Raw genomic sequence first — 21907 nt, 5'->3', positions numbered from 1 at the left:
ACCGGTTTGGCCGGTGGCCATCAGCCCGGTGCGCGCTCCAGGCTGATCACGTAGTGCTCGGTCAGTTGCAGTTGCAACGCCAGCCGATCGGCCTGCAGCTGCGCATCCAGAGCCTGTTCCTGGTTCAGATACTGTGCTTCACCCAGTTCATCGCGCCTTACCGCAAGTGCTGCCCGCTGCTCCGCAGCGAGTTGCTCAAGGTCATTGAACGGCTGGGCGAAGTGCTGTTGCAAAAAACGCTGCCAGAATGCGCGCGTGCACAGGTTTGCGACTACATCAACGAGAACGTTCGCCCTTTCCACGGCCGCCTCTGCCGCCTGCAGCCGATGCTCGCTCAACCCTACAGCTGCCGCCCTGAGGCGCATTCTGGCGGGCTGGAAGGGCAACCTGAGCCTGGTGCGCAAGCGTACCCTGTAACGCATTGCCAACGTCGCCAGTACCGCGGGCTCGGCGAAGCCTTCAAGGTTTTGCCGCTCGGCCTCGACATACTCCTCAAGGCGGTCCAGGCGTTGCAAGGCGCGCCCCAATGCCAGCAACCTCGGGCCACGGGATTGGGCGCTATCGCCTGCCGCGTCGCGCTCGGCATGCAGACGCAGCAGTCGGCTGAACAGGTCGATGGCACCGTTGTCATCCATCACCACATTGTCGGCCGCCAGTTGCGCCTGGCGAGCGAACTCGACGTCTGTCTCCAGCATCGACAGGCATTGCCAGCCCATGCGCAGCAGATAAGCCTTGGGCCAGCTGAAGTCCGCCAAGCCTTGCAAAAGCTCCAGCAAATCGAACAGGCGGGTGTTTTCGTCCCGGGTGCTCAGCCGGTCCCAAAGCTCGCCGCGCCCATGGCTGGCGGAGTCGGAACCGACCCACCAGGCTCGGCCGATCTCTTCCTGCGGTTCCTCCAGCAGCGGCTCCAAGGCATAGAGCTTGCCGTAATCGGCCATGCTCAGGCGGTTGCCATCGACCAGGATGCGCTGGCGAAACTCCAGCGGCATGGCCAGCACGCCGTCAGGCACACCCCGCAGGAAATTGTCACGCAGGTCGGCTCGTTGCAGGAAGCCACACAGCTCGAGCCCTCTGGGCCACTCGCTGAGCCCGCAGCGGCGCAAATTCAGCTCGATCAGATGAGGCAGGTGATGGAAGCGCATTTCGTACACCCCCAGCGGGCTGTTGTAGCTCAGGTCGAGGTGGCTGAGCAGCGGCAACCCGTTCAGTGCTTCGATGGCATGGGCATCCAGGCGAATGCGGTTATGCCCCAGGCGCAACCGGCGCAGGTTGGTCAGGTAGCCAAGCCCGCGCGGGCAGCGCAACAGCTGGTTGTGGCTCAGGTCCAGCTCCTGCAGGTAGGTGAATGCCCGCAGAAACTCCTCGTTCACCACCCCGATGGACGTCTCGCTCAGTACCAGGGTGGTGACGTGATAGAAATCGATAGGCGCGGGCATGACCGGCAACGAATCCGTTGGCAGATCATTCAGGACCAGGCGCAGCCCCTGGCGCCTGCCGTCACGGTCGACCACCACATCGTCACCAAGCGCCTGCCAGGCACGCCGTAATCGGTCGGCGAACAGCTGGCGTCGCGCCCGCAAAGTGTCACTCAGCGCAGCCGACACCCAACCATTGAGCGCGCGGTCCAACTGCTCAAAATCGTCCTGCAGCGCCAGGAGCGCATCGGCGACCGACACATTCTGCAGCAGCCAGCGGTCAACTTGCGTTTCCAGCGAATCGCCCAGCCCCGGGAAGAACTGCCTCAGGCCGGCCCGCAGCTGCTCCCTGGGTGTGGTGGGCGGTGATGCGCGCCCACTGAGCAGGTAGCCGACACGGCCATCGGCGAGGCGCTGCCCGGGGTTGAACCAGCGCTCTGTCGGTGCCCAGCCCAGCATGCGGGCGATTTCCTCATGGGTGCCCAGGTGCGCCATGAGCTTCTCGCGCAGGCGCTCGGCATTGGCGTTCTCGGCCAGGCCCAGACGGCCCAGCAGGCTGCGCGATTCGAGCGCGGCCAGCACGGCCTGGAAGATGCACGAGGAAGCAGGCGGCTGCATCGCGAGTTTTCGGCCCTGCCCGTCATACAAGGCAAAGACCCCTTGCTCACGCACCAGCACCCGCTGCTCGGCCGCATCGCCAACCGAACCGATGCGTTTCAACGCCACGGCATCCGCAGCAGCATTGCTCAACGCCAGGCTGAACGCATCAATGGCCTCGACATTCAGCAATGCCAGCACCAACATGCCCGTTTCGTCGCTATATGCACTCGGCAGATAAAACCCTGCCAGCGCCCTGCTCACCTTCGCCTGCGAGCACAACGACCTGGCCTGGGTGGCCAGGCTTTGCGGCAACTTTCCACCACTGACGAACAGCTGGCGAGCCTCGTGACTTGCTCGGTCAGCCAGATCGCGCGCATAGGGCTCAGGCAGCCCCAGCGCCATCAGCGGCTTGAGCAAAGGCTCCGCCGATTCGGGCAGGCGTGTCAGCCGTGCGAACAGCAGGTCGCTCGACCTTGGCCGGTCCGCCAGCACTGCGGCACGCCCTTTTACGCCGCCCGGTCGGGACTCGCACCAGGCCAGCAGCTGCAAGTCCTCATCGGAGACAATGTCGCGTTCCAGGTTGCGGAAGAACGTGTCGATCCGGGCATCGGCATCGAATGCCCTGAGGGTTTCCCGCAAGGTGGCAGGCGTTCGCCGGTTTTCCACCAGCAGGCCGCGCAGTTCGTCCTCATCGATGCCGGCCATGCGCAAGATCCGCTGCGCCTGCTGGTTATCGAAAGGTTGATCGCGCGGCCAAAGGGTATCGAGCATTTTCGCAGGGTCGCGCCAACACTGCGGCTCATCATGCATCAAGCGCCAGCTGCGTTCGCCATTGTGCAGCACGACCGGTCCGTACGCCTCTTCGCGACCGGGGTGGCGCAGACGCCAGGGGCCATCGGGGTCAGGCCGATGAACTTCGTAGAAGACCCCGTCGGCCTTCATCCAGCGGCGCTCGCCATCGGCATAGGCCCCGTCCGCACCCAAGGTGATCGTTTCAGGGGTCGAGGCAAAGGCTGCCAGATCTCGGGACCACAAACGCCCCGCCCCATTGGCGAGCCTTACCGGCTCCAGCGCCGCGACAAACGCGCTGCGCACGAAGGTGACGCCCACCACAGTCGCGGCGGTGCCCGCCAGTATCTCGGCAACCCCCAGCATATGCTCCAGCGCCTCGTGCTGATGGCCTCGCAACCAGTCCTGCGTGCCCTCGAAAACCTCCGAGAGGGTCTGGGCCACCAGTTGCCCGAGCAGCAAGCCGCCCACCACCGGAATAAACAGCCCAGCGAGGTTGAGCACATCGAGACCGGCGGCCTTCCACGCCTCATGCCGCTCACGCGATGCGGCTTCATCGGCATCGGCAGTTGCCACCAGCAACAGGCGGCCATCCTGCTTCACCCGGTTGGTCTGCTGTGCAGCCAGCGCCTGGAAAATGTCATGTTGCGGCACGCTGCCATCGAGCTCCAGGTCCGGCTTGTCATCCTTCAGGCGGGCCTGCAGCTTGTGCATGAACCCGGCACGCTGATCCAGGCCGATCAACTGGCTGAACGCCTGGCGATAGGGTTCATGGCGCAGCTCGGCCACCAGCGCGCGGTTGATCGAGGCATGGCTGTCGAAGTGTCGCAACGCCTGTACCGGGTCGCTGGGCAGGTAGAGCACGCCGCCCTGCGTTTGCCCATGCGTGTCGCGAAGTTGAATCCACACACCATCCGCCACTGGGCAACCGAGGGCTTCGAGCAGGCCCGGGTGGCCCGTGAGGCTGGCGGATCGCCGATCCGCGGGTTTATCCACCAGGGCTTGCAATGCCTCCTTGACCGGCTCGGTGATCTCGCCTTTCAGCGCGGCAACCTCCACGGCCAGACGCAGCCCGGAGCGCTTGTCTTCACACAAGATGCGCTGTGCCGCGGCATCGAATGTGCGGTCCAGCTCCTGCTGGTACAGGCGCCCGGCATCGAGCTTGCGGCACGCCTCGACCAGTTCATCGGTGCCTCGCGAAAGTACCCGTTCCTGCCCCGGCGCGACCAACCCGGTTCCCAGGTAGAAATCGTTGCTGGCGGCAAAGTTGCGCATCAGGCGGAGCAAGCCGTTTTCACGCCGTTGCCCGTAAGTGGGAAATTGCGGCTCTGCGCCGGGCGTGGACGAGAAACGATGGGAAACCTCCAGCCACTCCAACTGCCAGAACGCTACGTCGCCCGGCAGCGGCTCGCGCAACAAACTGGCGAATTGCCGTTCGGCGAACTGCTGCGGTGACGGCAGCGCCAGGGTGATCCCGCGCAACCGGGCCTGGGTGGCATGATGGGCTTCCAGGCTTTCGCGCAAGGTGCGTATCTGGCTTTGCGTGGCCTGTTTGAGCCAGGCAGGCAACCGGTCACCGATGAAACCGTCGTGCAAGTGGCTGGAAGACGCTGATGCGGGCTGTGGTGCGTGTGGTTCGCGGGTCATGGCAGGTCCCTGGATGGCTGTCGAAAGCCACGCATGGTGTGCAACCTGCCAGCGCTTGCGCAGAGGGAACCCCTGCGGTAGAAGCAGGGCGGCACACTGCGTGCCGCCCGTGAAGCGCCGTCACTTTGCCTCTGGCACCATGAACGCTTCGTGCGTAAGGCGCTGGGCAAGTCTGGCCAGGGCCTGCTCGCGTTCATCGCGCAGGGCGTCGCCCAGTTTCCGGTACTCGTCACTGGTCAAGGCCTCCCTTTGCTCGTACAGAGTTTCCATCCGCAGGGAGAATTGCGCTTCCAGGGTTTCGAAGTCGTCCGGATGCTCTGCTCGCAGTACCGGCAACCAGAAATCACGCTCGCTGATGAACACGATCCGTTGCTCACCCGCCTCCACCTCCAGCACTTCCTTGAAGGCCTCCTCCAGTTGCAGCGGCGACACGTTGGCCAGCCTGCCAAACTGCATATGACGAGGTTGGCCCAACAGGTCCAGGCGCTGGGCCAAGCCGCTGAGGTAGGCAAGATTGACCTCCACCTCCTCTTCATCATGATTTCCCCGGCTCCAGCGTCCATCCTGGTAGCGGGCGTCCATTTCGCGCCGGGCGATTTTCTCTACCCAGTGCACGCGAAACAGCCGCTTGGCCAACTGCAGGCGTGCCGAGCGGGTCGAGATCGGGTCACCGCCGCGGGTGGCCTGCTCGACATGCATGCGCACCTCGAGGCGGCTGAACACGATGGCAACGCTGTCCACACAGGTGATGGGCTCCGCTGCCAGGTCAAACAGCGCCATGCGCGTGGCGGTATCGGCATGGGCGACATCCAGCATTGCCCATACCCTGAATCCGAGTTCGGCCGGCGCCTTGCTGAATTCGGCCGTGCTCGTCAGTTGTCTAAGCAGCTCGAAGAAAGCCAGGCTGCCGGGCTCGGCATTCAGCGCATCCCATTTTCCTTGCTGCTCCTGCCGCGCTGCTGGGGCCAAGGTCTGCAACCATTGTTCCCGGGCCGGGGCGTTCCGTTGCGGGCGGGGCGTGTCCAGCAGGCGTTCGACGGAATAAAGGCGATCGAGATCCTGCACTGACAGCGCATTGCCCTCCAGGTGCATGGCACGGCGCAACTGCAACGGGGCCTGAAACAAGGCTGCCGGCAACTCGGCTATCTGGTTGTTGCGAAGGTCGGCGAAGACCAACAGGCCACACCACTCCAGGCCCCGGGGCAGCGCCGTCATCTGCACCCGGTTCAAACGCAGGATCCGCAGGCTGGGCAACCGCTCGAACTGTAGCCTGATGTCGCCGAGCGGGTTGTCACTCAGGTCCAGCGAACGCAAGAGTGCCAGGCCGGTCAGCACATTGGCCTGCGGCTCCGAGACACGAATACGGTTGCGCGGCATCAGCAACTGGCGCAAGGCGGTCAACCGCTCCAGCCCCGCAGGTAGCGCGCGCAAGGCGTTGTCGCTCATGTCCAGGCACAGCAGATTGGGGAAGCAGGCGAGGAACCCCGACGGGATGGCATCCAGACCGAGCGCCGACAGGGTCAATTCCGAAACGTGCGAGAAGTCCGTCCCGACCGGCAACGCGGGCAGGCTGCCCACCGGTACGGCGACGATGCTCAGGCTGAGCATTGCATCGTTGCCGATAGCCCCGGCGGCGCGGTCGCTGCGCATCTGCCAGGCACGCCGCATCGAATCTGCGACGCGTCGGCGTGCACGGCTGGCGCTGCCCGCTACCTCTTCAACCCAGGCCAGCAAGCTGTCATCCAGGCGGCGGTATTCCTGCTCGACGCGCAGCAGGTTCTCGAACAGCCCCCCGCGCATGTCCAACAGGCTCTGGACATAGCGATCGACGCCGGCATCCCCGATACCGGGATACAACGCGCGCACCCGCTGCCGCACCACGCGCTCCGGCGAGCCGATGCACGACTGGCAGCCGCCTAATGGATAGCCCGCTCGGCCATCGGCCAAACGCTGCATGGGCGATGCCATGGGCCTTGCCTCCCGCCAACCGAGCAGGCGCAGCAGGGCCTGCCGGTCACCGGGTAGCCAGGCCTGCATCTGCTCGCGGATTCTGGTCGGCGCATCGGCGCCATTCCAACCCTGTCGCACCCGGTATTCCACGGGCAGGCAAGCGGCCAGCACCTCGAACAGCCCCTCGGGGGCGGCGACCTCGCGCTCATCCGGCAAGCCTCTGTCGTTGTAGAGCTGGAAGCGCCCCTCCCGCCTGACCAGCACCACGGCCTGCTCAAGGTCGGTCTCGGCGAACAGCCGCTCCATCGCTGCCCCGGCATACGGGTCACGGCGCAATACCAGATTGAACCCGGCAGCGCCGGGGCCATGCCGACGCAGCAGGGCAAAGACCAGCGCCACCACTTCCGGCCGATAACTGCCCTGCAGGTACAACGCTTCGCGCATGCGGGTCAGGCGCGCCAGCTGCAGGGCCACCCGCGCCTGTTCAGCCAACGCCAGCGGCAGGCGAGACTCTGCCTGCATGCGCAGGCGCACAGCCTCGGTGGCCTGCTCGAGCACATCGAGGGCATAGGCGTCTGGCAGCGTCGGGAAGTCGCGCTGGATCAAGCCCAGCAGCGGGTCGTCGGCCAGATAAAGCCTGGAGAAATGCTCGAGCATCGCCTCACGCAACTCGCTTGCCGCGTCACGGATCGACAGCACCTGTTCTTCGACGGTTTCACACTGCAGTTGCAACCGTTCGATGCACCATTGCCACAGCTCGGTAGCGGTATCAGCCTCCCCCGCTTCCAGCCGGCTGAAAAAGGCCTGCGCGCGTGCGTCCACGGCAAAGCGCTGCAAGGTATCGCGCAGCTGCACCGGCAACCCGCGCCGTTCCACCAGCAGGCCACGCAAGTAGGCCTCGTCGACATCCGCGACCTTCAGCACCTGTTCCACCCGCACGGCGTCCATCGCGGTCGCCGCCGGCCAAAGCCGCCCGAGCAACAGTGCGGCGCCCTGCCATTCCAGTGGCCGCTCGTAAGCCAGCCGCCAGCCACGCGCAGAGCAACGTTCCAGCACCGGCCCGAACGCCGTGTCACCTTCGGCATGCAGCAAGCGCCAAGCGCCATTGGCGGTTTGCCTTACCCGATACAAGGCACCATTCGACCGCCACCAATGGCGCTCACCCTCGGCGAGCAAACCGTTGTCGAGCTCCGTCAGCTGAACGGGTGGAGTAGTGTCCTGGTAAGGCGCCAGCTCATTGCGCCACAGCCGTTGCCGGCCATCTTCGGTGATGACCGGCTCCAGGGTTTCGACGAATGCGCTGCGGGCCAGGTGGGCACCGACAACCACCGCACCGGTGGTTGCCACGCTGAAGGCCACCTGAAGCATATGCATCAAGGCCTCATGCTGATGGCCCAACTGCCAGTCGCGCACGCCCTCGAAAGTTTCGGTCAACAGTTGCCTGGCCAGGTCCGCCACCAGCAAAGCCCCGATGACCGGCACGAACAAGCCCGCCAGGTTGAGCAAGACCAGGCCAGCGCCTTTGAGCTCGTCCAGGCGCTGCTCCGCAGCCGCGTCATCGGCCTGGGCGGTGGGCACCGCAAGGAAACGTGCATCGGCTTTGATTCGCTGCATGTGCCAGGCGGCCATCGACGCAAAACCGTCCCCCGCTTCCAACACCCTGCGAGGTTCCAGGTCAGGTTGTGCATCCTGCAAGCGGGTGGCCAAAGCCTGCTCGCAAGTGGCGCGATCATTCAAGGCAATGCGCCGCACAAATGCCTGTCGATAGGCCTGGTTGCCCATCGCCGTGGCCAGGACGCGGTTCGCCTCATCCCAGTTGGTAAACGCGCGCAGGGGTTGCGCCTGATCGTCAGGGGTATACAGGATCACTCTTTTCAAGCGCCCAGGTACCCCGAAGGGAAACGTGGACTGGTGGCGGGGCTGCTCGATCAACTCAACGGCCAGCGCGCCATCCACCCGGCAGCCGAGGACCTGCAGCGCACCGATCTCAAGCTGCAGCGGCCCCTTGATAACGGCTGGCTCATCCTTGCACGCGATACGCAGCGTCAACAGGTCTTCCGGATCCAGCTGCTGCTTGATGGCCGCGATCTCGACCGCCACGGCCAGTTCCAGGCGCCGGTCGGTGGTCAGGGCTTTTTCAAAGCCAGGGGTCAATACCTGCGCCAGGTGCCGCTGGTAGGCGCTGCCAACATCCACCTGGCGGCACAGGCTGACAATCCGGTCGATGTCTTCGCTCACCACCTGCTCGTCCTGATGGGCTCCCGGAAGGGTCAAGGCGGTGCCGAGGAAGAAGGACTCGCTGGCCTTGAAGTTCTGCAACAGCTTTTGCAAGGCCGGCATGCGCACGAAGTACGGTTGATAATCAGGGATCAAGCCGGTTCTCACATCCAGCCGTGCGCGTGTTTCGCGCCACACCAGTTTGTCCAGGTCGACCTGCAGCTTCAGCTGGCTGTCCTGGCGCAAGGCAGGCTCGAACAGTTGCTTGGCAAAACGGTCCAGAGGCTGCAGGCGGTCGGCGAACCCTGCCATCTGCCGCTGGCTCGCCAGATAGGCGTTGAAACGCAATTGCAGCCTGGCAAGCTGCTTGGGCTTGGCCGCCTTCAGCCAGGCCGGCAAGCTTTGCGCGATGAAATCTTCGGCGGGGTGAAGCAACTTGGGGTGCAAGGCAGGTTGAGACATCGTCGATTTCCTGGTCAGTGATCGACTTGTCACGATGCTTGTCAGCGGCGCCAGCCGGCAGCGGGAAGGCGTGGTTCCCTAGCCGCCACTGCCGCGCTTGAGGATCAGCGCACGGTAATGCCCAGGGTTGCAGCCGAACCACTTGCGAAATGCCTTGTAGAACGAACTGCTGTCGGCAAAGCCCAGGCGCTCGGCGATTTCGCCCATGGCCGCGTCTTCCTGGCTCAGCCAGGCAATTGCAAGCTCACGACGCACGCTGTCCTTCAACCCTTGGTAGTTCTGCCCCTCTTCGGCCAACCGCCGGCGCAGGGTAGAAGGCGACAGGCACAACTGGCGCGCCAGGCTGTCGCCATCGGGCCACTGCCCCGGGTCCAGGCGCAGCAGGTCGGTGCGAATGCGCCGCCCGAGGCTGGCCGGGTCACGGTACTTGACCAGGATGTTGCCCGGCGCCTCGGCCAGAAAGCGCTGCAGTTCTTCTTCGCTGCGCCGCAGCGGCAGCTCGAGGCATTCGGCAGCGATGATCATGCGCGTGCGCGGGCGCTCGAACTGCAGGTTTTCCGAAAACATCACCCGGTAGTCATCGCAGAACGGCGGCTCGGCACAGCGCAGATCGATGGCCAGGATCGGGATACGCCGCCCGGCCAACCAGCAGGTCACACCGTGCACGATCATCCAGAAGGTGAAATAGGTGAAAGCGCGGCGCGGTGTGTCACGCGGTTCGTTGATGACGATTTCGGCCAGGCCTTGCTGGCGCACCAGGCTTGGCTGCAGGTCTTCAAGCATCAGTGACAGGAACGCCAGCGCGGTTTCCAGGCCGGCGCCCAGGGTTGGCTGGCCCATGCTGGCACGGCACATGAACGCCAGGCTGCCGCTGCGCAGGCCGCGCGGGTCCATGGCGAAGAACTCATCGTTGCAGCGCCGCGCCAGCAGACGCCAGAGCCGGGCATAGGACTCGGCACTGACCCGTGCCGCTGGCAGGTGCAGTTGTTCGACGGCGATACCCGCCCGGGCCAGCAAGCCGGTATCGGGCTCGCCGGCGGGGCAAGTCTGCAACAGCGCTTCGCGCACCAGCTGCATGGAAATGGTGTCTTTCTCGCTCATCGACGGTCCTGTCGGCTCAATGCCGGCCATCTTAGGCCGCCCCGTTGAAAACAGCCATCACAGCCCCGCCGCCAGGCCTAGGAACGCCTGGATCAGGCGCAGCTCACGGCGGCGCTCCAGGCAGCCGATCAGGTGCTGGTTGACCAGGCCGTCACCGGCCAGCGGGCGTGCCACTACCCGCGGGTCATTGGCGACTTCGGTGGACGACACCACGCCAATGCCCAGCTCCGAGGCCACCGCTTCGGTCACCGCCTCGCGGCTGTCCAGCTCCAGCAGCACCCGAGGTTGCACAGCAGCCTTGTTGCAGGCCTTGTCGAAGGTGCGCCGGGTGGTGGAGCTGGGTTCGCGCAACACCATGATCTGCTGGTGCAGCTCAGCCAGCGGCAAATCACCCTCGCCGCTGGCCCAGGCATGCCCCGCCGGCAGCAAGGCGCACAACCGCGACTCGCACAGGTTTTGCAAATGCAGGCCTTTGCGCGGTTCGATCTCGGTCAGCACGGCCACGTCGGCATGTTCGCTGAGCAATGCCGCCAAGGTTTCCTGGGCATTGCCCAGGCGCAGGTTGACGGTAATGCCCGGGTAGCGCTCGCGCAGCAGCGCCAGCATCGGCATGACCCGGTGCGGGCCATCGGCCGCCACCTCCAGGCGCCCGGTCAGCAGTTGCCGATTGGCCTCGAGCATGGCCTGCGCCTCTTCGGCCAGGCCGAACATGGCGCGGGTGATGGCCGCCAGGCGGGTGCCCTCTTCGGTCAACTCCACCCGCCGCGCGGTACGCCGCAGCAAGGTGATCTGGTAGTGCTCCTCCAGCGCCTTCACGTGCCCGGTCACCGCCGGCTGGCTGATGAACAGGCGTGCGGCGGCACGGGTAAAGCTGCCCTCACGGGCCACGGCATCGAAGGCACGCAACTGGAACAGGTTCATATTTATCGGCCTGAATTATAGCTCGGATAACAACAAACAATTTGATTGATGACAGCGCCAATTGCAACCTAGGCCCCGTAGTTTCAGCCCACCGCTTGTGAGGAATAACGGAATGAGCAACGCCCCGATTCTGCTGACCCCCGGTCCCCTGACCACATCAATCCGCACCCGCCAAGCCATGCTGGTGGACTGGGGCTCCTGGGACCGCGACTTCAACCAACTGACGGCCAGTGTCTGCGAGCAACTGCTGGCCATCATCGACGGCAGCGCCAGCCACCACTGCGTACCCCTGCAAGGCAGCGGCACCTTCGCCGTGGAAGCGGCCATCGGCACCCTGGTGCCGCGTGACGGCAAGGTCCTGGTGCTGATCAATGGCGCCTATGGCCAGCGCCTGGCGAAGATCTGCAAAGTGCTGGGCCGTGCCTACAGCACCTTCGAAACCGCCGAAGACCAGCCGACCACCGCCGCCGACGTCGACCGCCTGCTGGCCGCCGATCCGGCCATCACCCACGTCGCGCTGATCCACTGCGAAACCAGCACCGGCATCCTCAACCCGCTGCCCGAGATCGCCCAGGTGATCAAAGGCCACGGCAAGCGCCTGATCATCGACGCCATGAGCTCGTTCGGCGCACTGCCGATCGATGCCCGCGCCATCCCCTTCGAGGCGCTGATCGCCGCCTCCGGCAAATGCCTGGAAGGGGTACCTGGCATGGGCTTCGTGTTCGCCGAGAAAACCGCCCTGGCCGCTGCCGAAGGCAACGCCCACTCGCTGGCCATGGACCTGCACGACCAGCACACCTACATGGCCAAGACCGGCCAGTGGCGCTTCACCCCGCCGACCCACGTGGTCGCTGCCCTGCACGAAGCGCTGCAGCAATACAACGAGGAAGGTGGCCTGCCAGCGCGCCACCAGCGCTACGCCGACAACTGCAAGACCTTGCTCGACGGCATGGCCGCCATCGGCCTGCGCAGCTTCCTGCCTGCCGAGATCCAGGCGCCGATCATCGTCACCTTCCACGCACCGAACGATCCCCGCTACCAGTTCAAGGACTTCTACGAGCGGGTCAAGGCCAAGGGCTTCATCCTCTACCCGGGCAAGCTGACCCAGGTGGAAACCTTCCGTGTCGGCTGCATCGGCGTGGTCGGAGCGGATGGCATGCAGGCCGCCGTGAATGCCGTGGCCGAGGTGCTGCGGGAAATGGAAGTGCTGGACATCTGACCCTTTGCCCACCCAATTTCAGGAACAAGCGCACATGAACTACAGCAACCCTACCCAGCTGCAAGCCGCCATCCTTGACTGGGCCGGCACCGTGGTCGACTTCGGTTCCTTCGCCCCGACCCAGATCTTTGTCGAAGCCTTTGCCGAATTCGATGTGCAGGTGTCCATCGAAGAAGCCCGCGGCCCGATGGGTATGGGCAAGTGGGACCACATCCGCACCCTGTGCGATGTGCCGGAAATTGCCGAGCGCTACCGCAAGGTGTTCGGCCGTACCCCGACCGACGATGATGTCACCGCCATCTACAACCGCTTCATGCCACTGCAGATCGAGAAGATCGCCGTGCACTCGGCGCTGATCCCCGGCGCCCTGGACACTCTCACCGGGCTGCGCCGAGACGGTCTGAAGATCGGCTCTTGCTCGGGCTACCCGAAGGTGGTGATGGACAAGGTGGTGGAGCTGGCCGCGCAGAACGGCTACGTGGCCGACCATGTGGTGGCTACCGACGAAACCCCGAACGGCCGCCCATGGCCGGCCCAGGCCCTGGCCAACGTGATCGCGCTGGGTATCGACGATGTAGCGGCGTGCGTGAAGGTCGACGATACCGTGCCGGGCATTCTCGAGGGCCGCCGTGCTGGCATGTGGACCGTGGCCCTGGTGTGCTCGGGCAATGCCCTGGGGCTGACCTGGGAAGGCTACCGCGCGCTGAGCGCCGAGAAGCTGGAAAGCGAGCGCCAGCGCATCCACGCCCTGTTCGCCGGCTCCCGCCCGCACTACCTGATCGACACCATCAACGAACTGCCCGAAGTGATCGCCGACATCAACCGGCGCCTGGCCAAGGGTGAGATGCCGCAAACATCCTGACCCGGTCATGGGGGCCGCGTTGCGGCCCATCGCCGGCAAGCCAGCTCCCACAGGTCCAGCGACAATCTTGAGAGCAACGCTGTACCTGTGGGAGCTGGCTTGCCGGCGATGGGCTGCAAAGCAGCCCTGTCAAAACCTTACTCCGGCAACTGCACCCGGGGTTTGGTTGCCGCGAAGATCGCCCAGCTCGACACGAACAGCGCCGCGATCAATGGCCCGATCACGAAGCCGTTGAGCCCGAACACCGCCAGCCCGCCCAGCGTCGACACCAGAATCAGGTAGTCCGGCATGCGCGTGTCCTTGCCCACCAGGATCGGCCGCAACAAGTTGTCCACCAGGCCGATCACCAGCACGCCGAACGCGGTCAGGATCACCCCCGACAAAATCGCACCGGTCAGCAGGAAGTACGCCGCCACCGGCGCCCACACGATCCCCGCCCCCACCGCCGGCAACAGCGACAGAAACGCCATCAGTACCGCCCACACCAGCGCACTCGGGATATCCAGCACCCAGAAGATGAAACCGCCCAGCGCCCCCTGGGTAATGGCCACCAGCACGTTGCCTTTTACAGTAGCCCGCACCACACGGTTGAACTTCAGCTGCAAACGGCGCTTCTGGTGTTCGGGCAGCGGCACTGCCAGACGCACTTGGCGGGCGACTTCCGCGCCTTCGCGCAGGAAGAAGAACAACAGGTACATCATGATGCCGAAGCTGATCACGAACTCGAACGTGCCCTGCCCAAAGTTGAACGCCTGGCTGGCCAGCACCTGGCTGCCCTGGGTGGCCCACTTGCTGATCTTGTCGCGTAGCCCGTCGAGGTTGCCCATGCCCATGCTGTCCAGGCCCTGCTGGGCAAACGCCGGAAGCATGTCCTTGCCGCGCTCGACATAACCGGCAATATCCAGCTCCCCGTGCTCGATGCGCTGGTACAGGGCGGCTCCCTCCTGTACCAGCAGCGCGCTGGTGATGATCACCGGCAGGATCGCCACCAGCAGGCACACCAGCAAGGTGGCCGCCGCAGCCAGATTGCGCCTTCGGCCGAAACGCAGCAGCAGGTGGCGCTGCAGCGGGGCGAACAGGATGCCGAGTATCACCGCCCAGAAGATCGCACCGTAGTACGGCAGCAGGATCCAGATGAAGGCAATGGTCACCAGCGCCAGCAGTACTGCCAGGGCTTTGTTCTGCAGGGCGGTCTGGTTCATCGCGGGTCCTCGCATGGTTTATGCGTTATTAGTGCGCCGCACCTTGGCAAAAGTGCCGCCATTCCCTTGATGCAAATCAATACGGGCCGTATCTGCCAGCCCTAGCATCCGCGCCTTTTGCTCCGGTGCGCACATGACCCCTATCGCCAAGCCCGAACTGCTGGCCCCCGCCGGCACCCTCAAGACCATGCGCTACGCCTTCGCCTATGGCGCCGACGCGGTCTACGCCGGCCAGCCACGCTACAGCTTGCGGGTGCGCAACAACGAGTTCGACCATGCCAACCTGGCCCTGGGCATCCAGGAGGCACATGCCTTGGGCAAGCGTTTTTACGTGGTGGTCAACATTGCCCCGCACAATGCCAAGCTCAAGACCTTCCTCAAGGACCTGGCGCCGGTGGTCGAGATGGCACCGGACGCGCTGATCATGTCCGACCCAGGCCTGATCATGCTGGTACGCCAGCACTTCCCGCAGATGCCGGTGCACCTGTCGGTGCAGGCCAACACGGTCAACTGGGCCAGCGTGCAGTTCTGGCAGCAACTGGGCCTGAGCCGGGTGATCCTGTCGCGCGAGCTGTCGCTCGAAGAGATCGAAGAGATCCGCCAGCAGGTGCCGGAAATGGAGCTGGAGGTGTTCGTCCACGGTGCCCTGTGCATGGCCTACTCCGGCCGTTGCCTGCTGTCGGGCTATCTCAACAAGCGCGATGCCAACCAGGGCAGCTGCACCAACGCTTGCCGCTGGAAGTACGACGCCACCCCGGCCACCGAAAACGCCACCGGCGACATCGTGCGCGAAGTGCAGCCGACGCTGGGCCTGGGTGCACCGACCGAGCAGGTATTCCTGCTGCAGGAAAGCAACCGCCCCGGCACCGAAATGCCGGCGTTCGAAGACGAGCACGGCACCTACATCATGAATGCCAAGGACCTGCGCGCCATCCAGCATGTCGGGCGCCTGGCCGCCATGGGCGTGCACTCGCTGAAGATCGAAGGCCGCACCAAGTCGCACTTCTACTGCGCCCGCGCCGTGCAGTCGTACCGCCAGGCGATCGACGACGCGGTGGCCGGGCGGCCATTCGACCGCTCCCTGATGGACAACCTCGAGTCCCTGGCCCAGCGCGGTTACACCGAAGGCTTCCTGCGCCGCCACGTGCACGACGAGTACCAGAACTACCAGCGCGGCAACTCGGTGTCCGAGCGCCAGCAGTTCGTTGGCGAACTGACCGGGGTGCGCGTCGACGGCCTGGCCGAGGTCAAGGTGAAGAACCGCTTCGCCGTGGGCGACCATCTGGAACTGATGACCCCACGCGGCAACTACCACTTCGATCTCGAGCACATGAGCAATGGCCAGCAGCAACCGCTGCAGGTCGCCCCGGGCGATGGCCACACCATCTACCTTCCTGTTCCCGAGCAGGTGCCATTGGCATACGGCCTGCTGATGCGTGACCTGCCAGCTTGAGCGAGGTGGCTAAAGTTCGATCCTGGTAATGGCGCCAAGCCGCCGGTCGCCCAATTCCTTACGAATCTGCTGGCGAAAAGCGGCGAAACGTTCCAGGTCAAAACGGTAAACAGTGCCGGTGTTCCACACGACGATGTCACGCTGGGCCTCGCTCCAGAATCCGAAGTCGCGCATTTCCACCGTGGCATTGAAGCGAAACGAGTAGACCGCCAGATGGATCTGGCCCTCCTCGTCCTTCTGGCAGGGTGTTATCAGAAACGATGAGGCGACGTCGTTCTGCCAACCCGACTGCAGGAACTTGCTGGCGTGAGCACTGATGCGCAGTTCCTGCATGGATGCGCGCGCCAGTTGGGCCAACAGCGTTGGTGTGCTGCCTGTGCCAATGGGCTCGAGCCCGGTATCGAAATCGTCATGGTCCCTGATGACCTGCGGCGGCAACTCCAGGGCGGCCATCCTTACGCAGCCATGTTTCTCCAGGCGATTGCGGAAGCGGTCGAACCAGCTTTTCCATAGCTCGTCCCGGTCGAGGAAGCGGCTTGCGAACTCATCGGCATGGTCCAGCAACGTTTGCACGTCCTGGCGTTCCTCGTCGGACAGGTTTGGTCCGATGCCGATCAGATTGGTCTTGGAATACAACAGGCAGTCCAGTGGTAGGGTCATGATCCAGCAGGCTCTCAGATAGGTGTGCCGCACGTTAGCCAGCGTGATGACAGGCCGGCATCCGGAACCACTACCTGGCAGGTAGACTGGCTGCCTGACAACGCTGGCGAACGGCAACAGGCCGCGCTGCGCCTGAAGGCCGCTTACGCTATGCTGCTGGCCAACCGCTGGATACCGGACCGCCCCTGGGGCCGCAACGACACCGGGCGCGTGCAAGGCACAGGCCTGGTCGCCGGTATCCGCCCACGTTTTTGAAGGAGTGCTTCATGATGCTGCGTAAACACCTGCTGCCCCTGGGCCTGCTGGCCATCACCGGCCTGGCCCAGGCTGCCGAGACCATCGACGTCTACCGCGACCCCAACTGTGGCTGTTGCAAGGCCTGGATCAGCCACCTGCGCGACAACGGCTTCACCGTCAACGACCATGTCGAGCCGAACATGAGCGAGGTGAAGCAACGCCTGGGCGTGGCGCCACGCCTGGCGTCGTGCCATACCGGGGTGATCGACGGCAAGTTCGTCGAAGGCCACGTGCCGGCCGAGCAGGTGCGCCTGCTGGCCAAGCGCAACGACCTCAAGGGCCTGGCCGTGCCGGGCATGCCTATGGGCTCGCCCGGCATGGAAATGGGTGACCACAAGGATGCCTACCAGGTCATCGGCGTGACCCAGGACGGCAAGGACACCGTGGTCGCCAACTACTGATGCTCAGCCTGTGGGCGCTGTTCCTCAGCGCCTTCGGCGCCGCTACCCTGCTACCGCTGCAATCGGAGGCCGTGCTGGTCGGCCTTTTGCTGCGCCAGCCCGAGGCCTGGGCCACCCTGCTGCTGGTGGCGACCCTGGGCAATGTGCTGGGCTCGGTGGTCAACTGGGTGCTGGGCCGGGCCATCGAGCACCTGCGTGACAAGCGCTGGTTCCCGTTCAGCCCTGCCCAGCTGGAACGCGCGCAACAGCGCTACCAGCGCTGGGGGCAATGGTCGCTGCTGCTCAGCTGGATGCCGGTGATCGGCGACCCGCTGACGCTGATCGCGGGCATCATGCGTGAGCCGTTCTGGCGCTTCCTGCTGCTGGTGACCCTGGCCAAGGCCGGCCGCTATGGGGTGCTGGCGATGATTACCCTGGGCTGGTTTCACGCCTGGTAACACCTTTCACGTTCCGCGTGGTCCACTGGCTGCTACAGTCGCCCCTTCCTACATGGCCCTACACGGAGTGCCCCCATGCTGCGCGCAACCGCCCTGGCCCTGGCCTGCCTCGCCGGCAGTTCGGCCATCGCCGCCGAATCGCCCACCTATGGCCCCCAGCTGGAGGGCTTTAGCTACCCGCATCCGCTCAAGCATTTCGACTTCAAGTCCCAGGGCCAGGCCCTGCAGATGGGCTACATGGACGTGCCCGCCCAGGGCCAGGCCAACGGCCACAGCGTGGTGCTGATGCATGGCAAGAACTTCTGCGCCGCCACCTGGGAAACCACCATCGATGCCCTGAGCAAGGCTGGCTACCGGGTCATCGCCCCCGACCAGGTCGGCTTCTGCAGCTCCAGCAAGCCGGCACATTACCAGTACAGCTTCCAGCAGCTGGCGAGCAACACCCATGCCCTGCTCGAACAGCTGGGGGTGAAGCAAAGCATCGTGCTCGGCCACTCCACCGGCGGCATGCTTGCCACCCGCTATGCGTTGATGTACCCACAGCAGGTGGAGCGCCTGGCGATGGTCAACCCCATCGGCCTGGAAGACTGGAAAGCCCTGGGCGTGCCCTACCGCACGGTGGACCAGTGGTATGCGCGCGAGCTCAAGCTGGATGCCGAAGGCGTGCGCGAGTATGAGCGCAAGACCTACTACGCCGGGCGCTGGAAGCCGGAGTACGAGCGCTGGGTGCAGATGCTGGTGGGCCTGAACAAGGGGCCGGGGCATGAAGCGGTGGCGTGGAACTCGGCGCTGATCTACGACATGATCTTCACCCAGCCGGTGTACCACGAGTTCAAGGACCTGCAGATGCCCACCCTGCTGCTGATCGGTGACCAGGACACCACAGCCATCGGCAGTGATATCGCGCCGCCGGAGGTGAAAGCGAAGCTGGGCAAGTATGCAGTGCTGGGGCCGCAGGTGGCCAAGCTGATTCCCAAGGGTGAGCTGATTACCTTTGAAGGCATGGGGCATGCGCCGCAGATCGAGGAGCCGGTGCGGTTCAACCGTACGCTGGTGGAGTGGCTGGGCAAGTGAGCCAATAGTCGAGGGGCCGCTTTGCGGCCCTTCGCGGGCTCGCCCGCTCCCACAGGTACTGCACAGGTTTGGGAAGCTGTGCACTACCCGTGGGAGCGGGCAAGCCCGCGAAGGGCTGCAAAGCAGCCCCCTACACTTTCCAGACCTGCTCCTCGGTCCAGCCCAGCTCGGCAAAGTCCGCCGCCCGCAACCCCGCCTCTTCCTCGCAGAAAAACTCATCCAGCTGCGGCGGCCTCACTGCCGTGTCACTGAGCATCGCATGCACCTGCCCGCGGTGATGCACCTGGTGCTCGAACAGGTGCGCCAGCAGCCGCAGCCGTTGCTCGCGCTGCACCCGCTCAGGGCGCACGATGCTCACATAGCGCCCCAGCTCACCATCGCGCAGGCCCCGGCAATAGGCGATCAGCCGGTGATCGGCCTGGGCCTGTTCGGCATGCAGGTCGGTGCAGGTGGCAAACGGCTGTTCGGGGTCGAAGAAGCGCTCGCCGTCGGCGTCGGGCTGCTCGCCACGCTGCTCGCACTCGAGCATGTGCAGGTAGAACCAGTCCACCGTCAGCAGGTGGTTGAGGGTGGCCTTGATCGACGGGAAGAAGCTGCAGCGCGGGGCGACGAATTCGTCCTGGGTCAGTTGCAGGCAGGCCTTGTACAGACGGTGGTTGGCCCAGCCATTGTTGTAGGCCTGGGTCAGCAGATGATGCGACAGCGGCTCCATGGTTCGGCTCCTTTTCAGGCGAAGCGTTGCAGTTGCATCTCCCGTAGCCGGCTCAGGGTCCGTTGGTACGGGAACGCCAGATACCCTTGAGTGTAGAGGGCATCCAGCGGCACCTGTGCCTCCAGGTACAACGCCACCCGGCGGTCGTAGCATTCGTCGACCAGGGCTATGAAGCGGCGCACCGCGTCGTCCTTGGGCGACAGCGCCGGCAGCTCGCGGTCGCCCGCTGCCACCCGCGCCGCAGCATCCTCGGTACCCCGGGCAATGCGCCCGGCCCGCTGTTCACCCCCCAGCGCCGGAATGCCCGACACCAGGATGGCCGGGAACCGGTCGCACAGAGCCATGAACTCCATGGCCGCCAGCGGCTGTTCGCACAGGTCGGTGAAACGGCACCAGATGGCCTGCGCGCTGCGCCGCACCACCTGCACCTGCCGGGAGCCGATCGCCAAAGGCTGATCGTGGCCGTCGTCGCCGGGGCTGAGCTGGCGGAACACCTCGCCCAGCTGGCTGGCCTGCCCCGCTTGCGCCACCCAGTAACGCTGGCGCTCAGCGCCGGGGTGCAGGCGGTGGTCCTGCTCGCCGGCTACCGGCAGCACCTGCATGTGCCGCTGGATGGCGGCGATGGCCGGCAGGAACCGCTCGCGGTTGAAACCGTCGCGGTACAGCTGCTCGGGTGGCTGGTTGGAGGTGGCGACAATCACCACGCCTTGGTCGAACAGTACCTGGAACAGGCGGCCGAGGATGATCGCGTCACCGATGTCGTTGACGAACAGCTCGTCGAAGCACAGCACGCGAATCTGCCCGGCCAGTTCCCCGGCCAGCGCCAGCAGCGGGTCGGCGGTGCCGTTGAGCTGGAACAGGCGCTGGTGGACCCAGGCCATGAAGTGATGGAAGTGCTGGCGCCGGCTGGGCACCCGCAGGCAGCGGTGGAACTGGTCCATCAGCCAGGTCTTGCCCCGGCCGACCGGGCCCCAGAGGTAGATACCCTGGGTGGGGCGGCCCTGTTCGACGGCCTGGAAACAAGCCTGCAACGCCTCGACGGCGCGGGCCTGGGCGGGGTCGGCGACATAGCCCTGAGTGGTCAGGGCCTGCTGGTAGAGGGAATGGGGATCGATAGCCATGCGGCATTCTACACGGCTGACACACCGCGGACCTTGTAGGAACAACGGTCTTGCCCAAATTCAAAAGGCTGCCGCGATCCCTGTGGGAGCGGGCGTGCCCGCGAACACGGGCGAAGCCCGTGCCATCCACCGCGGCGCCTGCTTCGCGGCGGTTCGACGCCTCGACACGCCCGCTCCCACAGGGGCCGCGTACAACAGTGGTGATCAGGCGTCGCCCAGGCCTACCTTGAGCAGCGCGCCGTCCTTGTCATCGGTCAGCACATACAGGTAGCCATCCGGCCCCACCCGTACATCGCGGATACGCGCCTTCAGCTCACCCAGCAAACGCTCTTCATGCACCACCTTGTCGCCATCCAGTTGCAGGCGGATCAGCTCCTGGGTAGCCAGCGCGCCAATGAACAGGTTGTGGTCCCAGGCCTTGAACCTAGGGCTGTCGTAGAACGCCATGCCGCTGATCCCCGGCGACTTCTCCCATACATGGTGCGGGTCGACCATGCCCTGCACATGCTCGCCCTTGGCCTCGGGGATCGGCAGCAGCGAGTAGTTGATGCCGTGGGTCGCAATCGGCCAGCCATAGTTCTTGCCGGGTTCGGGAATGTTGATCTCGTCGCCGCCGCGCGGGCCATGCTCGTGGGTCCACAGCTTGCCGGTCCATGGGTTGAGTGCGGCGCCTTGCTGGTTGCGGTGGCCGAACGACCAGATCTCCGGCCGCACATTGTCCTCGCCGACGAAGGGGTTGTCCCTGGGCACTTCGCCGTCCGGCAAGATACGCACGATCTTGCCTTGCAGCTTGTCCAGGTCCTGGGCAGTCGGGCGCTGGTTGTTTTCACCGAGGGCGATGAACAGGTAGCCGTCGCGGTCGAACACCAGGCGCGAGCCAAAGTGGTTGCCCTCCGACAGTTTGGGCTGCTGGCGGAAGATGACGTTGAAGTTTTCCAGCCGGGCGCGGTCCTGGGACAACTGGCCACGGCCGACCGCCGTACCGGCCTTGCCGTCACTGCCCTCTTCGGCGTAGGACAGGTAGACGGTGCGGTCCTTGGCGAACTCCGGCGACAGCACCACATCCAGCAAGCCGCCCTGGCCCTCGGCCCAGACCTTGGGTACACCGCTGATCGGCGGGCCGACCTTGCCTTCGGCATTGACCACCCGCAAGTTGCCGGCACGCTCGGTGACCAGCATGTCCTTGCCGCCCGGCAGGAACGCCAGGGCCCAAGGGTTGCGCAGGCCATCGGCCAGGGTGCTGACGGTCAAGGTGCCTTCTTCACTGCGAAACTGCTGTTCGGCCGCCGCCTGCGCCAGCAGGGGCAGGAGTGCGGCGGCGGTCAGGGTTACAAACCAGGGTGCTCGAAGCATGCAGGATTCCTTTC

The 21907-nt window shown here is 64.9% G+C and carries 16 protein-coding genes; 7 read left to right on the top strand and 9 right to left on the bottom strand.

The genetic code is table 11. The features are described from left to right. Positions 1 to 20: 20 nt before the first annotated feature. The 4 genes from NY023_RS09520 to NY023_RS09505 form a co-directional block, all read right to left on the bottom strand. A complete protein-coding gene (locus NY023_RS09520) occupies positions 21 to 4451 on the bottom strand; it encodes a dermonecrotic toxin domain-containing protein (protein ID WP_013971829.1) in 4431 nt (1476 codons plus the stop codon). Between the two features lie 120 nt (positions 4452 to 4571). Beyond that, the gene (locus tag NY023_RS09515; protein WP_013971828.1) at positions 4572 to 9080 is read right to left on the bottom strand and encodes an NEL-type E3 ubiquitin ligase domain-containing protein; all 4509 of its coding nucleotides are present in this window, start codon (positions 9078 to 9080) and stop codon (positions 4572 to 4574) included. Positions 9081 to 9158: 78 nt separating this feature from the next. Continuing rightward, positions 9159 to 10181, bottom strand: a complete 1023-nt coding sequence (locus NY023_RS09510; protein WP_024086600.1) for an AraC family transcriptional regulator — start codon at positions 10179 to 10181, stop codon at positions 9159 to 9161. A gap of 57 nt (positions 10182 to 10238) precedes the next feature. Next, a complete protein-coding gene (locus tag NY023_RS09505) occupies positions 10239 to 11102 on the bottom strand; it encodes a LysR substrate-binding domain-containing protein (RefSeq protein WP_013971826.1) in 864 nt (287 codons plus the stop codon). Positions 11103 to 11214: 112 nt separating this feature from the next. Here NY023_RS09505 and NY023_RS09500 point away from each other — a divergent pair, with 112 nt between their 5' ends. Together NY023_RS09500 and phnX are read left to right on the top strand one after the other, a co-directional pair. Beyond that, positions 11215 to 12321, top strand: a complete 1107-nt coding sequence (locus NY023_RS09500; RefSeq protein ID WP_013971825.1) for a 2-aminoethylphosphonate--pyruvate transaminase — start codon at positions 11215 to 11217, stop codon at positions 12319 to 12321. 34 nt (positions 12322 to 12355) lie between these two features. Then, the gene (gene phnX / locus NY023_RS09495) at positions 12356 to 13183 is read left to right on the top strand and encodes a phosphonoacetaldehyde hydrolase (RefSeq protein ID WP_013971824.1); all 828 of its coding nucleotides are present in this window, start codon (positions 12356 to 12358) and stop codon (positions 13181 to 13183) included. Between the two features lie 137 nt (positions 13184 to 13320). Here phnX and NY023_RS09490 read toward each other — a convergent pair whose 3' ends face one another. Then, a complete protein-coding gene (locus tag NY023_RS09490; RefSeq protein ID WP_013971823.1) occupies positions 13321 to 14385 on the bottom strand; it encodes an AI-2E family transporter in 1065 nt (354 codons plus the stop codon). 133 nt (positions 14386 to 14518) lie between these two features. Between NY023_RS09490 and yegQ the strand changes: the two genes are divergently transcribed. After that, the gene (gene yegQ, locus NY023_RS09485; protein WP_013971822.1) at positions 14519 to 15838 is read left to right on the top strand and encodes a tRNA 5-hydroxyuridine modification protein YegQ; all 1320 of its coding nucleotides are present in this window, start codon (positions 14519 to 14521) and stop codon (positions 15836 to 15838) included. A gap of 9 nt (positions 15839 to 15847) precedes the next feature. On the opposite strand, the gene NY023_RS09480 is transcribed toward yegQ, so the two are convergent. Continuing rightward, complete coding sequence (locus NY023_RS09480; RefSeq protein ID WP_013971821.1) at positions 15848 to 16498, bottom strand: hypothetical protein; 651 nt, start codon at positions 16496 to 16498, stop codon at positions 15848 to 15850. Between the two features lie 24 nt (positions 16499 to 16522). Here NY023_RS09480 and NY023_RS27705 point away from each other — a divergent pair, with 24 nt between their 5' ends. The 4 genes from NY023_RS27705 to NY023_RS09460 all read left to right on the top strand — a co-directional run bounded on the left by NY023_RS27705 (position 16523) and on the right by NY023_RS09460 (position 18707). Then, the gene (locus tag NY023_RS27705) at positions 16523 to 16753 is read left to right on the top strand and encodes a copper resistance B (RefSeq protein WP_013971820.1); all 231 of its coding nucleotides are present in this window, start codon (positions 16523 to 16525) and stop codon (positions 16751 to 16753) included. A 14-nt stretch (positions 16754 to 16767) separates the two neighbouring features. Further along, positions 16768 to 17196: a DUF411 domain-containing protein gene (locus tag NY023_RS09470; protein WP_015269641.1), complete on the top strand. Its 429-nt coding sequence runs from the start codon at positions 16768 to 16770 to the stop codon at positions 17194 to 17196. Then, positions 17196 to 17633 carry a YqaA family protein gene (locus tag NY023_RS09465; RefSeq protein WP_013971818.1) on the top strand — a complete coding sequence of 146 codons (438 nt, stop codon included), beginning with the start codon at positions 17196 to 17198 and terminating at the stop codon, positions 17631 to 17633. The genes NY023_RS09470 and NY023_RS09465 overlap by 1 nt, the downstream gene beginning before the upstream one ends. A gap of 75 nt (positions 17634 to 17708) precedes the next feature. Continuing rightward, positions 17709 to 18707 (top strand): alpha/beta fold hydrolase, encoded by a 999-nt coding sequence (locus tag NY023_RS09460; protein ID WP_013971817.1) that lies wholly within the window; start codon positions 17709 to 17711, stop codon positions 18705 to 18707. 130 nt (positions 18708 to 18837) lie between these two features. On the opposite strand, the gene NY023_RS09455 is transcribed toward NY023_RS09460, so the two are convergent. From NY023_RS09455 to NY023_RS09445, 3 genes are all read right to left on the bottom strand, one after another. Further along, the gene (locus NY023_RS09455) at positions 18838 to 19419 is read right to left on the bottom strand and encodes a DinB family protein (RefSeq protein ID WP_013971816.1); all 582 of its coding nucleotides are present in this window, start codon (positions 19417 to 19419) and stop codon (positions 18838 to 18840) included. A 14-nt stretch (positions 19420 to 19433) separates the two neighbouring features. After that, on the bottom strand, positions 19434 to 20540 hold the full coding sequence (gene zapE / locus NY023_RS09450; RefSeq protein ID WP_013971815.1) for a cell division protein ZapE: 1107 nt from the start codon (positions 20538 to 20540) through the stop codon (positions 19434 to 19436). Positions 20541 to 20744: 204 nt separating this feature from the next. Next, positions 20745 to 21893: a PQQ-dependent sugar dehydrogenase gene (locus NY023_RS09445; protein ID WP_013971814.1), complete on the bottom strand. Its 1149-nt coding sequence runs from the start codon at positions 21891 to 21893 to the stop codon at positions 20745 to 20747. Between the last annotated feature and the right edge of the window lie 14 nt (positions 21894 to 21907).

It is taken from the genome of Pseudomonas sp. NBB, assembly GCF_032701105.1.
GTDB classification, from domain to species: domain Bacteria; phylum Pseudomonadota; class Gammaproteobacteria; order Pseudomonadales; family Pseudomonadaceae; genus Aquipseudomonas; species Aquipseudomonas asiatica.
Note: the sequence above shows the minus strand (reverse complement) of the source record. Positions and strands in the feature narration are given on the sequence as shown.

Bases quoted from the DNA above. Each gene is read 5' to 3' on its own strand.
- NY023_RS09505 (WP_013971826.1), bottom strand. From the start codon at position 11,102: ATGAACCTGTTCCAGTTGCGTGCCTTCGATGCCGTGGCCCGTGAGGGC.
- zapE (WP_013971815.1), bottom strand. From the start codon at position 20,540: ATGGCTATCGATCCCCATTCCCTCTACCAGCAGGCCCTGACCACTCAG.
- NY023_RS09445 (WP_013971814.1), bottom strand. From the start codon at position 21,893: ATGCTTCGAGCACCCTGGTTTGTAACCCTGACCGCCGCCGCACTCCTG.
- NY023_RS09460 (WP_013971817.1), top strand. From the start codon at position 17,709: ATGCTGCGCGCAACCGCCCTGGCCCTGGCCTGCCTCGCCGGCAGTTCG.
- NY023_RS09465 (WP_013971818.1), top strand. From the start codon at position 17,196: ATGCTCAGCCTGTGGGCGCTGTTCCTCAGCGCCTTCGGCGCCGCTACC.
- NY023_RS09470 (WP_015269641.1), top strand. From the start codon at position 16,768: ATGCTGCGTAAACACCTGCTGCCCCTGGGCCTGCTGGCCATCACCGGC.
- NY023_RS09500 (WP_013971825.1), top strand. From the start codon at position 11,215: ATGAGCAACGCCCCGATTCTGCTGACCCCCGGTCCCCTGACCACATCA.
- phnX (WP_013971824.1), top strand. From the start codon at position 12,356: ATGAACTACAGCAACCCTACCCAGCTGCAAGCCGCCATCCTTGACTGG.
- NY023_RS09455 (WP_013971816.1), bottom strand. From the start codon at position 19,419: ATGGAGCCGCTGTCGCATCATCTGCTGACCCAGGCCTACAACAATGGC.
- NY023_RS09490 (WP_013971823.1), bottom strand. From the start codon at position 14,385: ATGAACCAGACCGCCCTGCAGAACAAAGCCCTGGCAGTACTGCTGGCG.
- NY023_RS09515 (WP_013971828.1), bottom strand. From the start codon at position 9,080: ATGTCTCAACCTGCCTTGCACCCCAAGTTGCTTCACCCCGCCGAAGAT.
- NY023_RS09480 (WP_013971821.1), bottom strand. From the start codon at position 16,498: ATGACCCTACCACTGGACTGCCTGTTGTATTCCAAGACCAATCTGATC.
- NY023_RS09520 (WP_013971829.1), bottom strand. From the start codon at position 4,451: ATGACCCGCGAACCACACGCACCACAGCCCGCATCAGCGTCTTCCAGC.
- NY023_RS09510 (WP_024086600.1), bottom strand. From the start codon at position 10,181: ATGAGCGAGAAAGACACCATTTCCATGCAGCTGGTGCGCGAAGCGCTG.
- yegQ (WP_013971822.1), top strand. From the start codon at position 14,519: ATGACCCCTATCGCCAAGCCCGAACTGCTGGCCCCCGCCGGCACCCTC.